Annotated in this window: 16 protein-coding genes; 12 read left to right on the top strand and 4 right to left on the bottom strand. The window is 69.7% G+C overall.

Features of this window, described 5'->3' with window-relative positions; all coding sequences use genetic code 11:
• Position 1 precedes the first annotated feature (1 nt).
• The 8 genes from bluB to AC1RB9_RS19180 are packed head-to-tail and all read left to right on the top strand — an operon-like array spanning position 2 to position 6,933.
• The gene (gene bluB / locus AC1RB9_RS19215) at positions 2-658 is read left to right on the top strand and encodes a 5,6-dimethylbenzimidazole synthase (RefSeq protein WP_003082592.1); all 657 of its coding nucleotides are present in this window, start codon (positions 2-4) and stop codon (positions 656-658) included.
• Positions 655-1,593 carry an adenosylcobinamide-phosphate synthase CbiB gene (gene cbiB / locus AC1RB9_RS19210; protein WP_003449457.1) on the top strand — a complete coding sequence of 313 codons (939 nt, stop codon included), beginning with the start codon at positions 655-657 and terminating at the stop codon, positions 1,591-1,593. Before bluB ends, cbiB begins: the two co-directional genes overlap by 4 nt.
• On the top strand, positions 1,586-2,581 hold the full coding sequence (gene cobD / locus AC1RB9_RS19205; protein WP_003133501.1) for a threonine-phosphate decarboxylase CobD: 996 nt from the start codon (positions 1,586-1,588) through the stop codon (positions 2,579-2,581). Before cbiB ends, cobD begins: the two co-directional genes overlap by 8 nt.
• The gene (locus AC1RB9_RS19200) at positions 2,574-4,046 is read left to right on the top strand and encodes a cobyric acid synthase (RefSeq protein ID WP_003449458.1); all 1,473 of its coding nucleotides are present in this window, start codon (positions 2,574-2,576) and stop codon (positions 4,044-4,046) included. Before cobD ends, AC1RB9_RS19200 begins: the two co-directional genes overlap by 8 nt.
• Positions 4,039-4,560, top strand: a complete 522-nt coding sequence (gene cobU / locus AC1RB9_RS19195) for a bifunctional adenosylcobinamide kinase/adenosylcobinamide-phosphate guanylyltransferase (protein ID WP_003082599.1) — start codon at positions 4,039-4,041, stop codon at positions 4,558-4,560. Before AC1RB9_RS19200 ends, cobU begins: the two co-directional genes overlap by 8 nt.
• On the top strand, positions 4,557-5,612 hold the full coding sequence (gene cobT, locus AC1RB9_RS19190) for a nicotinate-nucleotide--dimethylbenzimidazole phosphoribosyltransferase (RefSeq protein ID WP_003449459.1): 1,056 nt from the start codon (positions 4,557-4,559) through the stop codon (positions 5,610-5,612). The genes cobU and cobT overlap by 4 nt, the downstream gene beginning before the upstream one ends.
• Positions 5,609-6,193, top strand: coding sequence for an alpha-ribazole phosphatase family protein (gene cobC, locus AC1RB9_RS19185; RefSeq protein ID WP_003112355.1), 585 nt, complete (start codon positions 5,609-5,611; stop codon positions 6,191-6,193). The genes cobT and cobC overlap by 4 nt, the downstream gene beginning before the upstream one ends.
• A gap of 2 nt (positions 6,194-6,195) precedes the next feature.
• On the top strand, positions 6,196-6,933 hold the full coding sequence (locus AC1RB9_RS19180) for an adenosylcobinamide-GDP ribazoletransferase (RefSeq protein WP_003086787.1): 738 nt from the start codon (positions 6,196-6,198) through the stop codon (positions 6,931-6,933).
• On the opposite strand, the gene AC1RB9_RS19175 is transcribed toward AC1RB9_RS19180, so the two are convergent.
• Entirely contained in the window at positions 6,896-8,401 is a 1,506-nt protein-coding gene (locus tag AC1RB9_RS19175; RefSeq protein ID WP_003449461.1) for an MFS transporter, read from the bottom strand. The genes AC1RB9_RS19180 and AC1RB9_RS19175 overlap by 38 nt on opposite strands.
• Before the next feature lie 118 nt (positions 8,402-8,519).
• Between AC1RB9_RS19175 and AC1RB9_RS19170 the strand changes: the two genes are divergently transcribed.
• Positions 8,520-9,080: a TetR/AcrR family transcriptional regulator gene (locus AC1RB9_RS19170; RefSeq protein WP_003449464.1), complete on the top strand. Its 561-nt coding sequence runs from the start codon at positions 8,520-8,522 to the stop codon at positions 9,078-9,080.
• A gap of 32 nt (positions 9,081-9,112) precedes the next feature.
• Here AC1RB9_RS19170 and AC1RB9_RS19165 read toward each other — a convergent pair whose 3' ends face one another.
• Complete coding sequence (locus AC1RB9_RS19165; RefSeq protein ID WP_003109278.1) at positions 9,113-10,933, bottom strand: acyl-CoA dehydrogenase C-terminal domain-containing protein; 1,821 nt, start codon at positions 10,931-10,933, stop codon at positions 9,113-9,115.
• 130 nt (positions 10,934-11,063) lie between these two features.
• On the opposite strand from AC1RB9_RS19165, the gene AC1RB9_RS19160 reads away from it, so the two are divergent.
• The 3 genes from AC1RB9_RS19160 to AC1RB9_RS19150 all read left to right on the top strand — a co-directional run bounded on the left by AC1RB9_RS19160 (position 11,064) and on the right by AC1RB9_RS19150 (position 13,505).
• The gene (locus tag AC1RB9_RS19160; protein WP_003123092.1) at positions 11,064-11,513 is read left to right on the top strand and encodes a MarR family winged helix-turn-helix transcriptional regulator; all 450 of its coding nucleotides are present in this window, start codon (positions 11,064-11,066) and stop codon (positions 11,511-11,513) included.
• Between the two features lie 73 nt (positions 11,514-11,586).
• Positions 11,587-12,786 carry an MFS transporter gene (locus tag AC1RB9_RS19155; protein WP_003449467.1) on the top strand — a complete coding sequence of 400 codons (1,200 nt, stop codon included), beginning with the start codon at positions 11,587-11,589 and terminating at the stop codon, positions 12,784-12,786.
• A 164-nt stretch (positions 12,787-12,950) separates the two neighbouring features.
• On the top strand, positions 12,951-13,505 hold the full coding sequence (locus AC1RB9_RS19150) for a glutathione peroxidase (RefSeq protein ID WP_003082631.1): 555 nt from the start codon (positions 12,951-12,953) through the stop codon (positions 13,503-13,505).
• A 58-nt stretch (positions 13,506-13,563) separates the two neighbouring features.
• Here the strand turns inward: AC1RB9_RS19150 and AC1RB9_RS19145 are convergent, their stop codons facing one another.
• Both AC1RB9_RS19145 and AC1RB9_RS19140 read right to left on the bottom strand, forming a co-directional pair.
• Positions 13,564-14,838 (bottom strand): outer membrane protein transport protein, encoded by a 1,275-nt coding sequence (locus AC1RB9_RS19145; RefSeq protein WP_003082638.1) that lies wholly within the window; start codon positions 14,836-14,838, stop codon positions 13,564-13,566.
• 205 nt (positions 14,839-15,043) lie between these two features.
• Positions 15,044-15,523 (bottom strand): hypothetical protein, encoded by a 480-nt coding sequence (locus tag AC1RB9_RS19140; protein WP_003082640.1) that lies wholly within the window; start codon positions 15,521-15,523, stop codon positions 15,044-15,046.
• Positions 15,524-15,668: the final 145 nt, after the last annotated feature.

The raw sequence follows: 15,668 nt of genomic DNA, 5'->3' as shown, positions 1-15,668 counted from the left end.
CATGTCCGATTCTTCTCACGCCTTCAGCGCCACGGAACGCGCCGCCGTCTACCGGGCCATCGCCGAGCGCCGCGACATGCGCCACTTCAGCGGCGGCAGCGTGGCGCCGGAGCTGCTCGCGCGGCTGCTGGAGGCCGCGCACCAGGCGCCCAGCGTCGGCCTGATGCAACCCTGGCGCTTCATCCGTATCACCGAGCCGGCGTTGCGCCGGGCCATCCACGGGCTGGTCGAGGAGGAACGCGGACGTACCGCCGAAGCCCTCGGCGAGCGCTCCGACGAGTTCATGCGGCTCAAGGTCGAGGGCGTGCTGGATTGCGCCGAACTGCTGGTCGCCGCCCTGATGGACGACCGCGAACGCCATGTGTTCGGTCGCCGGACCCTGCCGCAGATGGACCTGGCGTCGCTCGCCTGCGCGATCCAGAACCTCTGGCTGGCCAGTCGCGCCGAGGGCCTGGGGATGGGCTGGGTATCGTTGTTCGATCCGGCCGCGCTGGGCGAGTTGCTCGGCCTGCCGCCCGGCAGCGAGGCGGTGGCGGTGCTCTGCCTGGGCCCGGTGGCGGAGTTCTACCCGGCGCCGATGCTGGCGCTGGAGGGTTGGAGCGAACCGCGTCCGCTGGCCGAGCTGGTCTACCAGAACCGTTGGGGCGAGCGAGCATGAGCGCACTGCTGGGTATCCTCGGCGTGGCGCTGGATGCGCGCTTCGGCGAGCCGCAGGGCTGGCACCCGCTGGTCGCCTTCGGCCGCCTGGCCGAGCGCCTGGAGCGCCGTTTCAACCGCTCGCGCCTGGCCGGCGAGGGTGATCCCGGGGTCGGCTGGCGCAGCCACGGGGTGACCGCCTGGGTCCTCGCGGTACTGCCGCTGACCCTGCTGGCCTGGGCGCTCGCTGAACTTCCCTACCTCGGCTGGCTGGTCCAGGCCCTGGCGCTGTACGCCGCGCTCGGCCTGCGCAGCCTCGGCGAGCACGCCGAACCGGTGGCGCTGGCCTTGCGCGCCGGCGACCTGGACGAGGCGCGGCGACGTGTCGGCTACCTGGTCAGCCGCGATACCCGCGAACTGGACCAGGCCGGGGTCGCCCGCGCGGCCACCGAATCGGTACTGGAGAACGGCAGCGACGCGGTTTACGCCGCCCTGTTCTGGTTCGCCGTGGCCGGCGCGCCGGGGGTGGTGCTGTATCGCCTGAGCAATACCCTGGACGCGATGTGGGGCTACCGCAACGCGCGCTTCGAGCGCTTCGGCTGGGCCGCGGCGAAGATCGACGACATCCTCAACTACCTGCCGGCGCGGCTGGTGGCGCTGACCTACGCGCTGCTCGGTGACACCCGCCAGGCCCTGCGCTGCTGGCGCGAGCAGGCGCCGCAATGGGACAGCCCCAACGCCGGCCCGGTGATGGCCGCCGGCGCCGGTGCGCTGGGGGTTTCCCTGGGCGGCGCGGCGATCTACCACGGCGAGCTGCACCAGCGGCCGCTCCTCGGCAGCGGCCCGCAGCCGCAGGGCCGCGACATCTATCGGGCCCTGGCGCTGGTGCGCCAGGGCGTGCTGCTCTGGCTGCTGGTGCTGGCCGGACTCTGGGCCATGGGGTGGCTGCATGCTTGAACACGGAGGGCGGTTGCGCGAGGCGGCGCGCCGCTACGACATTCCGCTGGCGGACTGGCTGGACCTGTCCACCGGCATCGCGCCCTGGCCGTTTCCGCTGCCGGCGATCCCCGAGCAGGCCTGGACCCGCCTGCCGGAGAGCGACGACGGCCTGGAAGCCGCCGCCTGCCTCTACTACGGCGCCGAACGGGTATTGCCGCTGGCCGGCAGCCAGGCGGCGATCCAGGCCCTGCCAAGGTTGCGGCGGGGCGGGCGGGTCGGCGTCCTGTCGCCGTGCTACGCCGAGCACGCCCACGCCTGGCGCCAGGCCGGGCACCTGGTGCGGGAGATCGGCGAGGCCGAGGTCGAGCCCTATCTCGACAGCCTCGACGTGCTGCTGGTGGTCAACCCGAACAACCCCACCGGGCGGGTCTTCGAGCCCGCCGAGCTGCTGGCCTGGCATGCCCGCCTGCAACGTCGCGGCGGCTGGCTGCTGGTCGACGAGGCGTTCATGGACTGCACCCCGCAGTCGAGCCTGGCGGCCTGCAGCAACCGGCCCGGATTGATCGTGCTGCGCTCGTTCGGCAAGTTCTTCGGCCTGGCCGGCGCGCGGCTCGGCTTCGCCCTCGGCGAACGGCCGCTGTTGCAGGCGCTGGCCGAGCAGCTCGGCCCGTGGACGGTCAATGGCCCGGTGCGCCATGTGGCCCAGAGTGCCTTGCGCGACCGCCAGCAACAGCGCCAGCAGCGCGAGCGCCTGCTGGCCGCCAGCCAGCGCCTGGAGGAACTGCTGCGCCGCCACGGCTGGCCGCCGGCGGGCGGCAGCGCGCTGTTCCAGCGCCTGGTCGATCCACGCTGCGCGGCGTTGCACGACTACCTGGCGCGGCGCGGCATCCTCACCCGCCAATTCGAGCAGCCGGCCAGCCTGCGCCTCGGCCTGCCCGCCGACGAGGCCGCCTGGGCCCGGCTCGATGCCGCGCTGCTCGGCTTCAAGGAGCCTGCTCATGAGTGATCGCGGACGGACCCTGATGGTCCAGGGCACCACCTCGGACGCCGGCAAGAGCACCCTGGTGACCGCGCTGTGCCGCTGGCTGGCCCGGCGCGGCGTCGCGGTGGTGCCGTTCAAGCCGCAGAACATGGCGCTGAACAGCGCGGTCACCGCCGACGGCGGCGAGATCGGCCGCGCCCAGGCGGTCCAGGCCCAGGCCTGTCGGCTGGCGCCGCACACCGACATGAACCCGGTGCTGCTCAAGCCGAACACCGACATCGGCGCCCAGGTGATCATCCATGGCCGCGCGGTGACCAGCATGGACGCCGCCGCCTACCACGACTACAAGCGCGTGGCGATGGAAGCGGTGCTGGCTTCCCATGGGCGGCTCGCCGCCGCCTACCGGGTGGTGATGGTGGAGGGCGCCGGCTCGCCGGCGGAGATCAACCTGCGCGCCAACGACCTCGCCAACATGGGCTTCGCCGAAGCGGTGGACTGTCCGGTGATCCTGGTCGCCGATATCGACCGCGGCGGGGTCTTCGCCCACCTGGTCGGCACCCTGGAACTGCTCTCCGACTCGGAGCGGGAGCGGGTCAGGGGCTTCGTCATCAATCGTTTCCGCGGCGACATCGCCCTGCTGCAACCTGGCCTCGACTGGCTGGAGGCGCGCACCGGCAAGCCGGTGCTCGGCGTGCTGCCCTATGTCAGCGACCTGCACCTGGAGGCGGAGGACGCCATCGACACGCGCCAGGCGGCCAAGGTCGGGCCGCGCCTGAAGGTGGTGGTGCCGGTGCTGCCGAGGATCAGCAACCACACCGATTTCGATCCGCTGCGCCTGCACCCCCAGGTCGAGTTGAGCTTCGTCGGCCCCGGCCAGGCGCTGCCGTCGGCGGACCTGATCGTCCTGCCCGGCTCGAAGAGCGTGCGCGCCGACCTCGCGGCGCTGCGCGAGCGTGGCTGGGACGAGGCGATCCTCCGTCACCTGCGCTACGGCGGTCGCCTGCTGGGGATCTGCGGCGGCCTGCAGATGCTCGGCGAGCGCCTGCACGATCCGCTCGGCCTGGAAGGCGCGGCCGGCAGCAGCGCTGGCCTCGGCCTGCTGGCGTTGGAAACGACCCTGGAGGCGGACAAGCAATTGCGCAACGTACAGGGCCGCCTGAGCCTGGAGGATGCGCCGCTGTCGGGCTACGAGATCCATGCCGGAGTCACCCGTGGCGAAGCCCTGGCGCGGCCGGCGGTGGTGCTCGACGATGGCCGCGCGGATGGTGCCCGCAGCGTCGACGGGAACGTCATGGGCACCTACCTGCACGGCCTGTTCGAATCCACCGCGGCCTGTTCGGCGCTGCTGCGCTGGGCCGGCCTGCGCGAGGTCCAGGCGGTGGACTACCAGGCCTTGCGCGAACGCGACATCGAGCGGCTCGCCGACCTGGTCGAGCGCCACCTGGATACCGGGCGATTGCTCGCCCTCTGCGGAGAACCCCATGCGTGACCTGATCCTTGGCGGCGCCCGTTCCGGCAAGAGCCGCCTGGCCGAGCGCCTGGCCGCCGAGAGCGGGCTGGCGGTGAGCTACATCGCCACCGCCCAGGCCGGCGACGGCGAAATGGGCCGGCGCATCGCCGAGCACCGCGCGCGCCGCCCGGCCCACTGGCGAACCCTGGAAGAGCCCCTGGCGCTGGCGGCGACGCTGCGCAGCGAGGCCGAGGCCGGACGCTGCCTGCTGGTCGACTGCCTGACCCTGTGGCTGACCAACCTGCTGCTCTGCGACGATCCCCAGCGTCTCGACGGCGAGCGCGAGGCGCTGCTGGAATGCCTCGGCGAGCTGCCGGGACGGATCATCCTGGTCAGCAACGAAACCGGGCTCGGCGTGGTGCCGCTGGGCGAACTCAGCCGGCGCTACGTCGACGAGGCCGGCTGGCTGCACCAGGCCATCGCCGAACGCTGCGAGCGGGTGACCTTCACCGTCGCCGGCCTGCCCATGCCGTTGAAAGGAGAACCGCTATGAGTCTGCAATGGTGGCGCGACACCTGCCGCGAGGCGGACCCGCAGATGCGCCGTCGCGCGGCCGAACGCCAGGACCGGTTGACCAAGCCGCGCGGCTCGCTGGGCCGCCTGGAGCAGGTGGCGATCGACCTGGCGGCGTTGCAGGGGCGCGAACGACCGAGCCTGGAGAGGCTCTGGGTGACGGTCTTCGCCGGCGACCACGGGGTAGTCGCCGAGGGCGTCTCGGCCTATCCGCAGGCGGTCACCGGCGAGATGCTGCGCAACTTCGTCCGCGGCGGCGCGGCGATCAGCGTGCTGGCGCGCGAACTCGGCGCCGGCCTGGAGGTGGTCGACCTGGGCACCGCCGTCCCCCTGGAAGCCTTGCCCGGTGTGCGCCACCTGCGCCTGGCGGCGGGTACCGCGAACTTCGTCGAGGCCCCGGCGATGGGCGCCGAACAGTGCCTGCTGGCGCTCGAGGCCGGGCGCGAAAGCGTGCGCCGCGCCGAGCAGGCCGGCAGCCAGCTGTTCATCGGCGGCGAGATGGGCATCGGCAATACCACCGCGGCGGCGGCCATGGCCTGCGCGCTGCTGGATGCGCCGGCGAGCGCGCTGGTCGGGCCGGGAACCGGGCTGGACGCCAGCGGCGTGGCGCACAAGACCGCGGTGATCGAGCGCGCCCTGGCCCTGCACGGCGCCCATCGCGCCGACCCCTTCGAAACCCTCCGCCGTCTCGGTGGGCTGGAGATCGCCGCGCTGGCCGGCGCCTACCTGGCCTGCGCGCAGAAAGGCATGGTCGCCCTGGTCGACGGCTACATCTGCAGCGTCGCGGCGCTCTGCGCGGTGCGCCTGAACCCGGCCTGCCGCGACTGGCTGCTGTTCGCCCACAGTGGTGCCGAGCCGGGCCATCGGCATGTGCTCGAAGCCCTGGCGGCGCAACCGCTGCTCGACCTCGGCCTGCGCCTGGGCGAGGGCAGCGGCGCGGCGCTGGCGGTGCCGCTGCTGCGCCAGGCCTGCGCGCTGCACGCGGGGATGGCGACCTTCGCCGAAGCGGCGGTCTCGGACCGCCCGGCATGAGCCTGCGCCTGGACCTCCTGCGGCATGGCGAAACCGAGTCCGGCGGCGGTTTCCGCGGCAGCCTCGACGACGCCTTGACCGCGCGTGGCTGGGCGCAGATGCGCACGGCGGTGGAAGGCGGACGCTGGGACCTGCTGGTCAGCTCGCCATTGCAACGTTGCCGCGCCTTCGCCGAGGAACTGGCGCAGCGCCAGGGGATCGAGCTGGAACTGGAAAACGATCTGCGCGAACTGCATTTCGGCGCTTGGGAGGGGCGCTCGGCGGCCGCCCTGATGGACGGCCACAGCGAGGCGCTCGGCCGCTTCTGGGCCGATCCCTACGCCTTTACCCCGCCGGGCGGCGAGCCGCTGTCCGAGTTCGAGGCGCGGGTGCTGGCCGCCCAGCGACGCCTGCGCCAGCGTCATGCCGGCCGTCGTGTGCTGCTGGTGACCCATGGCGGCGTCATCCGTCTGTTGCTCGCTCGCGCCCGTGGCCTGCCGCGCGAGCACTTGCTGCAGGTGGACGTCGGTCATGGCGCACTGTTCGGCCTGCGCGCCGGAGAGGGCGACGATCGCTGGCACGAATGCCGGGAAGGGGAATAGCCATGCGCGAAGCCTTGCGCTCACTGCTGGTCGCCTTGCAGTTCCTCACCCGCCTGCCGGTGCGCCTGTCGGCGATGCCGACGCCGGAACAGTTCGGCCGCGCGGTGCTCTGCTATCCACTGGTCGGGGTGCTGATCGGCGTCGTGCTGTACGCCGCGGCGCGGTCGCTCGACGGTACGCCGCCGCTGTTGCAGGCAGCCTTGCTGCTGAGCCTGTGGGTGGCGCTGAGCGGCGCGCTGCACCTGGACGGCCTGGCCGACATGGCGGACGCCTGGGTCGGCGGGCTGGGCGACCGCGAGCGGACCCTGGCGATCATGAAGGACCCGCGCAGCGGCCCGGTGGCGGTGGTGGTCCTGGTACTGGTCCTGTTGTTGAAGTTCTCCGCCCTGGCGGCGCTGCTCGGCCAGGGCGAGGCCGGGTTGTTGCCGCTGGCCCCGTGGCTGGCGCGCAGCAGCCTGCCGCTGCTGTTCCTGACCACGCCCTACGCGCGCCCCGGCGGCCTCGGCCAGGCCATCGCCGAGCACCTGCCGGCGCGCAGCCTGCCGTGGGTGCTGGGGGTGAGTTTCGGCCTGGCCCTGGCGTTCGGCCTGGCCGGCCTGCTGGCGTTGCTGGTGACGCTGATGCTCTTCGCCTGGCTGCGCAGCCGTTTCCTCGCGCGCCTCGGCGGCACCACCGGGGACACCGCCGGCGCGCTGGTTGAACTTACCGAGTGTGCGGTGCTGGTGGCGCTGGCTCTGTAGCCGGACGCGGCTGGCGCAGGACCGCCATGGCGCTGAGGAAGAGCAGCGCGGCGGCGGCCAGTAGCACGGCGACGAAGGCCTGGTCGAAAGCCTGCCGGGCAAGCTCGACGAGCCGCGACGCGACCTCCGGCGTCAGGCCCTCGGCGACCAACAGGGCGTCGTCGAGGCTGTCGCGGACCCGCGCCGGCAGCTCGGCCGAGGGCAGCCTCAGCGACATCCCGTAGACGAAACTCATCAGGCTGCCGAGCAGGGTCACGCCGATCACCCCGCCCAGTTCGTAGGACACGTCTTCGATGGCGGCCGCCATTCCGGAACTCTGTTCGTCCACGTTGAGCATCACCGCGGTGGAGGCGGCGGTCATCGCGCCGCCGAAGCCGACGCCGAGCAGCACCAGGCTGGCCAGTTGCGCTCCGGTGGCGGACTGGTAGGACAGGGCCAGGCCGAGCAATCCGGCGCTGCCGAGCAGCAGGGAGGCGCACATCACCCGGTTCTCGCCCCAGCGCGGCACCAGCCAGCCGGCCAGCGGCCCGACCACCAGCGAGGCCAGCGGGATCGGCAGGACGAACAGGCCGGCCTTCAGCGGCGTCAGGCCCTGCACCAGTTGCAGGTGCTGGCTGAACACCAGTTCCATGCCGACCAGCGCCATGGTCGCCACCAGGGCCACCGCGACGCCGCGGGCGAAGCGCCGGTTGCGGAACAGCGCGAAGTCGATCATCGGTTCGCGGGCGCGGCGCTGGCGGCGGACGAACAGGTACAGGCAGAGCATGCCGCCGAGCGCGGCGAGGACGGCCAGCCCGAAGTCCGGGGCGCGTGTGCTGAGTTCCTTGATCGCATACACCACCCCGACCAGGCCGAACATCATCTGCAGCGAGCCGAGGGCGTCCCATGGGCGCCGCGACTGGCCGCCGCAGGCCGGGATGGCCGGCAGCGCCAGCAACAAAGCGACGACCACCACCGGGACGTTGATGAGGAACACCGAGCCCCACCAGAAGAACTCCAGCAGCACGCCGCCGACCACCGGCCCCAGCGCCGCGCCGGCAGAGGCGACGGAGGCCCAGATGCCGATGGCCAGGGCGCGTTCGCGTTCGTCCTGGAAGACATGGCGGACGATCGACAGGGTCGCCGGCATCATCAGTGCCGCGCCCACCGCCAACCCGGCGCGGGCGGCGATCAGCGCCGCGGCGCTGGGGGCGAAGGCGGCGCACAGCGAGGCCAGGCCGAACAGCGGCAGGCCGGCGAGGAACAGCCGCTTGTGGCCAAGGCGGTCGCTGAGCAAGCCGGCGCCAGGCAGCAGGCCGGCGACCACCAGCGGATAGGCGTTGACGATCCAGAGTTTCTCCGCGGCCGTCGCGCCGAGGTCGTGGGTCAGGCGCGGCAGGGCCGTGTAGAGCACGGTCATGTCGATGATGATGAGGAACAGGGCGCTGGAGACGATGGCCAGGACCAGCCAGCGGTTCTGCCGGAACATGGGATAACCTCTGTGGCGAACGGTTCATCGCTCGCCGTGGATAACGGGAATTGCGCGCCACGGGCGGGCGCGTGAAAATATAAATACATACGTATGGATTTAAACTCAAGAGGTAGCCATGGGACGCCGACGAACGATCGACCGTGACCAGTTGCTCGATGCCGCCGAGGCGGTGATCGCCCGCGAAGGCGCGGCCGGCCTGACCATCGATGCGGTGGCGAAGGAAATGGGCATTACCAAGGGCGGCGTGCAGTACTGCTTCGGTACCAAGGATGCGCTGATCGACGCGATCTTCGAGCGCTGGGGCAAGGCCTACGACAGCCTGTTCGAAGCGGTGGCAGGGAAGCAGCCGACGCCACTGACGCGGGTTCGCGCACATGCCGAGGCGACCCAGCGTTCGGACGAGCTGTCCAGCAGCAAAGCGGCGGCGCTGATGGCGGCGCTGATCCAGGCTCCCGAGCACCTGGAGGGCAGCAACCAGTGGTATCGCAGCCGGTTGGAAGGCCTGGACCTGTCCGCACCTGAGGGACGCCGTGCGCGCCTGGCGTTCCTGGCGGTGGAGGGCGCTTTCATGTTGCGCTACTTCCGCCTGATGGACATTGGCCAGGAGGAATGGGACTCGATGCTCGACGACGTTCGTGCGTTGTTGCTGACCCCGACTGGCGCCAGCGGAGACTGAGGCTCCGCTGGCGCGCGCTGCGGGTGGTCGCCTCAGTCGAAGGCGAAGTGCTCGCTCTTCAGGTCCATGATCGAACCCGTCGGCTTCGCCATTGCCGCCGCGTGGCCCTTGGCGCGCGGAAGCAGGCGGGCGAAGTAGAACTCGCTGGTGGCGATCTTGGCCTTGTAGAAGTCCGCCGACTCGCTGCCGCCCTGGCGCAGTCGCCGGCGCGCAGCGGCTTCCTGGAGGGCCCAGGAATAGGCCAGCGTGGCGTAGCCGGAGAACATCAGGTAGTCGTGGCTGGCGGTGCTCACCAGATCGCGTTGCTTGCGCGCGGTGAGGGCAATGCGCAGGGTCAGCAGGTTCCATTGGGCGCAGAGCTTGAGCAGCACCAGGGCGCGGCCGCGCATGCGCGGCTCGTTCTTCAGCAGGTCGACGGCGAACCGGGCCACACCCCTGGTGAAGTCGCGCACGGCCTTGCCCTGGGTCATCAGCAGGACCTTGCGGCCGAGCAGGTCGAGGGCCTGGATGCCGGTGGTGCCTTCGTAGAGGGTGGCGATCCGCGCGTCGCGGACGATCTGCTCCATGCCGTGTTCGCGGATATAGCCGTGGCCGCCGAACACCTGCATGCCGAGGTTGGCGCTTTCCAGGCCGAGTTCGGTCAGGCAGCCCTTGAGGATCGGCGTGAGGAAGCCGAGCTTGTCGTCCCAGCGTTCGTATTCGGCGTCGTCGTTGCTGAGGATGCCCTGGATCATCCGGTCGGCGTACTGGGTGGCCAGGTAGACCAGCGCCCGGCCGCCTTCGGCGATAGCTTTCTGGGTCAGCAGCATGCGCCGCACGTCACCGTGGTGCATCAGGCTGTCGGCGACCTGGTCGGGTTCCTTGGTCCCGGAGAGCGCGCGCATGGAGCGGCGTTCGCGGGCGTAGGCGAGGGCGCCCTGGTAGGCCAGCTCGGCGGTGGCCACGCCCTGGATGGCGGTGCCGATGCGGGCGCTGTTCATGAAGGTGAACATGCATTCCAGGCCCTTGTTCGGCGGTCCGATGAGGAAGCCGGTGGCGCCGTCGAAGTTCATCACGCAGGTGGCCGAGGCCTTGATCCCCATCTTCTTCTCCAGCGCGCCGCAACTCACGCCGTTGCGCGGGCCGAGCGCGCCGCCTTCGCCGGGAAGGAACTTGGGCACGATGAACAGGGAAATGCCGCGGGTGCCCTTCGGTGCGTCCGGCAGGCGGGCGAGGACGATGTGGACGATGTTCTCGGTCAGGTCGTGTTCGCCGGAAGAGATGAATATCTTCGTCCCGCTGATGGCGTAGCTACCGTCGGGGTTGGCCTCGGCGCGGGTCTTCACCTGGCCGAGATCGGTGCCGCACTGCGGCTCGGTGAGGCACATGGTGCCGCCCCAGCGGCCCTCGGTGAGCGGAACCAGGTAGGTCTGCTTCTGTTCCTCGGTGCCGTGCTGCATCAGGGTGTTCATCGCGCCGAGGGAGAGGCCGGGATACATGGAGAACGGCCAGTTGGCGGTGCCCATCATCTCCTGCTTGAGCGCGCCGAGGCTCATCGGCAGGCCCTGGCCACCGTACTCCACCGGGTGCGAGAGGCCCTGCCAGCCGCCGGCGACGTAGGCCTCGTAGGCTTCCTTGTAGCCCTTCGGCGTCCGTACTTCGCCGTTCTCCAGGTGGCAGCCTTCCTCGTCGCCGCTGTGGTAGAGCGGGGCGATTACTTCCTCGCAGAGCTTCGCGCATTCGCCGAGGATCGCATCGACCATGTCCGGCGTGGCTTCGGCTCCGTTGACCAGGTTGCGGTAATGCTCGGGGAAATCGAAGACTTCGTTGAGCAGGAAGCGCGTGTCGCGCAGCGGGGCTTTGTAAACGGGCATGGCTACCTCGGCGATGGATGGAGGGCGCCGGGTGCTCCCGGTCGCCGCTGACAGCGCGAGTTATAGGCCAGCGCCCGGCGTCCGGCCTTGGCAGGGGCAACAGACGGCGTTGGCAGTTCGGACAATCCGCTTGACCGTCGAGAAGTACGGGTATATACACGCATCCATGCTACCGACCCAATGCCTCTGTACCAAACTGCGTCGCGCCGCCCGCAGCGTTTCCCGCTTCTACGACGAGGCGCTGGCCGATACCGGCCTCAAGGTGGCGCAGTTTTCCCTGCTGCGGCACCTGCGGCGCCTGGACCGGCCGAGCATTTCCGAACTCGCCGAAGCCATGGGACTCGACCGCAGCACCCTCGGTCGCAACCTGCGGGTGCTGGAAGGCGACGGCCTGCTGCGCCTGACCGGTGGCGAGGACCAGCGCAACCGCCTGGTCGAGCTGACGCCTGCCGGGCTGGATGCCCTGGAGCGCGGAACGCCGGCCTGGGAAGATGCGCAGCGGCGTCTCGCCGGGCGCCTTGGCGAGGAGCGCAGCGGCGCCTTGGCGGCGTTGCTGGCGGAACTGGAGCGACTGGACTGACAACCGACGAAGCCTCTCGCCGAGGCGCTTCGTTCACGATAAAGCGGGTATATACCCGTAGATGGAGCGACCCATGCCGCGTGCCGCCTTCTGGATCCTGCTGTCCGGAGCCCTGATCCTCGCCCTGTCCCTCGGCGTGCGACATGGCTTCGGCCTGTTCCTCGCGCCGATGAGCGCCGACTTCGGCTGGGGCCGCGAAGTCTTCGCCTTCGCCATCGCCTTGCAGAACCTGGTCTGGGGCCTGGCCCAGCCGTTCACCGGGGCGCTCGCCGACCGCTACGGCGCGGCGCGGGCGGTGCTGGTGGGGGGCCTGCTGTACGCCCTCGGCCTGGTCCTGATGGGACTCTCGCAGTCGGCCACCGGGCTGTCGCTGAGCGCCGGCCTGCTGATCGGCCTGGGCCTTTCCGGCACCTCGTTCTCGGTGATCCTCGGCGCCGTCGGCCGCGCAGTGCCGGCGGAGCAGCGCAGCATGGCGATGGGTATCTCCAGCGCGGCCGGCTCCTTCGGCCAGTTCGCCATGCTGCCCGGTACCCTCGGCCTGATCGGCTGGCTGGGCTGGTCCTCGGCCCTGCTCGCCCTGGGCCTGCTGGTGGCGCTGATCGTGCCGCTGGCCGGGCTGATGAAGGATCGCCCGTTGCCGCCGCAGGGCCATGAACAGAGCCTCGGCGAAGCGCTGCGCGAGGCCTGCGCGCATTCCGGGTTCTGGCTGCTGGCGCTGGGCTTCTTCGTCTGCGGCTTCCAGGTGGTGTTCATCGGCGTACACCTGCCGGCCTACCTGGTCGACCAGCACCTGCCGGCGCAGGTCGGCACCACGGTGCTGGCGCTGGTCGGGCTGTTCAACGTGTTCGGCACCTACATCGCCGGCTGGCTCGGCGGGCGCTGGTCGAAGCCGCGCCTGCTGACCGCGCTGTACCTGGTGCGCGGGGTAGTGATCGTGCTGTTCCTCTGGCTGCCTCTGAGCGTCTACAGCGCCTACGCCTTCGGCGTGGCCATGGGGCTGCTGTGGCTGTCCACGGTGCCCCTGACCAACGGCACCGTGGCGACCCTGTTCGGCGTGCGCAACCTGTCGATGCTCGGCGGCATCGTGTTCCTCTTCCACCAGTTGGGCGCCTTCCTCGGCGGCTGGCTGGGCGGGGTGGTCTACGACCGCACCGGCAGCTACGACCTGGTCTGGCAGTTGTCGATCCTGCTAAGCCTGCTCGCGGCGCTGCTCAACTGGCCGGTGCGCGAGCGTCCGGTGGCGCGCCTGCAGGTGGCCGGAGGCGCGGCGTGAAGCTGGCCTGGCTGCTCGCCGCCGGGGCGCTGCTGGGACTCGCCTGGTGGGGCTGGCAGCGTGGCGGACTGGCGCTGCTGGAACTGGGCATGGGCGCATGCTGATAGGTGGCGATAGGCGCGGGGAAGGGTAAGCTGGGACATTCGTCGCCAAGGAGCCATTCCATGAAACCTCGCGTGCTGTTGTCCGTCCTGGCGCTCGCCGGGCTGCCGCTGAGCGGCTGGGCCGCCGATTGCCCGGAACTGTTGCAGGGCCAGTTGACCAAGCTGCGTTCCAAGGAAAGCATCGATCTTTGCCAGCGTTACGCCGGCAAGCCGCTGGTGGTGGTCAACACTGCCAGCCACTGTGGCTTCACCCCGCAGTTCAAGGGGCTCGAGGCGCTCTACCAGCGTTACAAGGGGCAGGGCCTGGAAGTGCTCGGGGTACCTTCCGACGACTTCAAGCAGGAAGCCGCGGATACCGCCGAGACCGCGAAGATCTGCTATGGCAACTACGGCGTGACCTTCGCCATGACCCAGCCGCAGCACGTGCGCGGCGACGAGGCGATCCCGCTGTTCCGCCAGTTGGCCGAGCAGAGCGGCCAGGCGCCGCGCTGGAATTTCTACAAGTACGTGGTGGATCGCCAGGGCAGGGTGGTCGCGCAGTTCTCCAGCAAGACCACCCCGGACGATCCGCAGCTCCAGGCCGCCATCGAGAAGGCCATCGCCAGCCAGCCCTGAGGGTCGGCCAGGCATGAAAAAGCCGGGCATTGCCCGGCTTCTTCGTTGGCGCGTGCGATCAGAAACGATAGGTGACCTGGGCGGTCAGGCCATGCGCGCTGTTGTCGTACTTGGCGCTGTAGGCCGGCTGCAGGGCGCTGCCTTCCTGGTTGACGCCGGCGGTGGTTTCCCACAGGTAGGCGTAGGCCACGTCGACGGTCAGGTCCTGGTTCGGCGACCAGCCGGCACCGACGGTGAAGACCTTGCGGTCGCCCACCGGGATACGCACGTTGCGGTCCTCGTTGGAGGTCGGCGACGGCTCGTAGGCAAAGCCGGTGCGCAGCACCCACTCCGGGGTGGCCTGGTAGGAGGTACCTACCGAGAAGGACCAGGTGTCGCGCCAGTTCAGGTCTTCGCCGATGGTGTTGAAGCCCAGGGCCTGGCCGAGCGCCGGTACGCCGCTGTTGCGCACCTCGATCTTCTCCAGGCGGCTCCAGCGGGTCCAGACGGCGCCCAGGTAGCCCGTCCACTTGTCGTCGAACTTGTGGGTGATGGAGGTATCCACCGATTCCGGCAGGGTGATGTCCAGCTTGGCATCGTACTTGCCGTTCAGGCCCAGGGCACCCGGAGCGTTCTTCACTTCGGTGTTGCCGCCCAGGTGGTACTTGACCTTGGAGTGGTAGGTCAGGCCCCAGGTGGTGTCGTCGGTCAGGTCGACCATCACGCCGACGTTATAGCCGATGGCGGTGTCGTCGCCCTTGATGTTGATCTTGGTATCGCCGTTGCTGCCGAGCAGGCCATTGGTGGCCAGGGTGTTCTTCAACTGGCCGTCGATGCGGTTGAAGGTCGGACCGAAGCCGACGGAAACCTTGTCGTTGATCTTCCAGGCGATGGTCGGCTGCACGGTGATCACCTGCACCTTGCTATAGGAGCCGTGGGAGCTGCCCATGAAGCCGTTTTCGTAATCGTTGATGATGCCGTAGGGCACGTAGATGCCCAGGCCGAAAGTGAAATCTTCGTTGATCGGCGTGGAGAAGTAGCCGAACGGTACGGCGGCCAGCGGTACCGAGTCGCCCTTGTTGCTGCCCTGGGCGGTGCTGTGGGCCTGGCTGATGTCGTCCTTGGCCTTGACGATGGCCAGACCGCCGCTGACTTCGGTGCGTTTCAGCTTGGACAGGCCGGCCGGGTTGCCGTAGATGGTGCTGGCATCGAGCGCGGACGAGGCGCGGCCGGCGTAGGCGGTGCCGGCGCCGCTGGCGCTCTGTTCGTTGATGGCGATGCCGTTGGCGAGGGTGTAGGTGGAGACAGCGCTAATGGTCAGTGCGAGAGAGGTTTTAAACCATATTGTTTTCATTGTTGGAGCAACTCCTGTGTATAACGGCGCGCAAACTACCAAGATTCCCAGACCGGCGCCAGTGTTCCGAAGTTCCGCAGGGTGCGGAACAGAGCGGTTGGCTCCGGTGCCAGTGAAGCGAAGGTAGCGCAACCGTTCGTGTCTGTATGTAAAAAATTTTCTGACCGGTTGGTCTGTTTCGGACGCGGGATTTTTCCATTCGCCGTCAGGCGACCTGGCTGAGGCTGCCGATGCAGCGTTGCCAGGCGTCGATGAACTCGTGCAGGCGACCGTGCGGCTGGAATACCTGGCGCCACACGCGAGCCTGGGCGAGGTGGTCGTGCTGGTCGGGCAGTGGCAGTCGCGCGGCTTCCACCAGCGACCAGGCGATGGCCGTGCTGTAGCGCAGGTTCACCGTCAGTTCCAGGTGCGGCGCGGCGAGGAAGGCATGCTGGCTGGCCAGGCCGCGGACCCGGCTGGCGCGCTCCGGGTCCAGCGCCAGGTACTGGTCCCAGAGCTGCTGGTGGCGTTCGCTGGCGATCCGGTACAGGCCGTGGCCACGGCGGTCGTCGAGGGCGCTCCCCAGCGCCGACTGGCAGGCCGCCGCGCCCAGCAGCAGCGCTTCGGCGGCGGGGCTGTGGCAGGACAGGTAGTCCAGGGTCGGGCGTATCACGTGCTGGCAAAGATCGTTGGCGGAAATACCCATGACGGCCTCGCGCAAGGTGGATCGGCGGGGCCGGGCAGTTTGGCAGCTTCTATTCCGATGGCCCCGCCGATAGCGGACTTAGCCGCTTGATTTGAAGTGTAGTGAAACAAGTCAGCTGTAAAGGACTGTTTTTAAATTGTTTCCA

The organism is Pseudomonas sp. 20-5, assembly GCF_056782835.1.
This window is presented reverse-complemented; position numbering and strand designations above follow the sequence as displayed.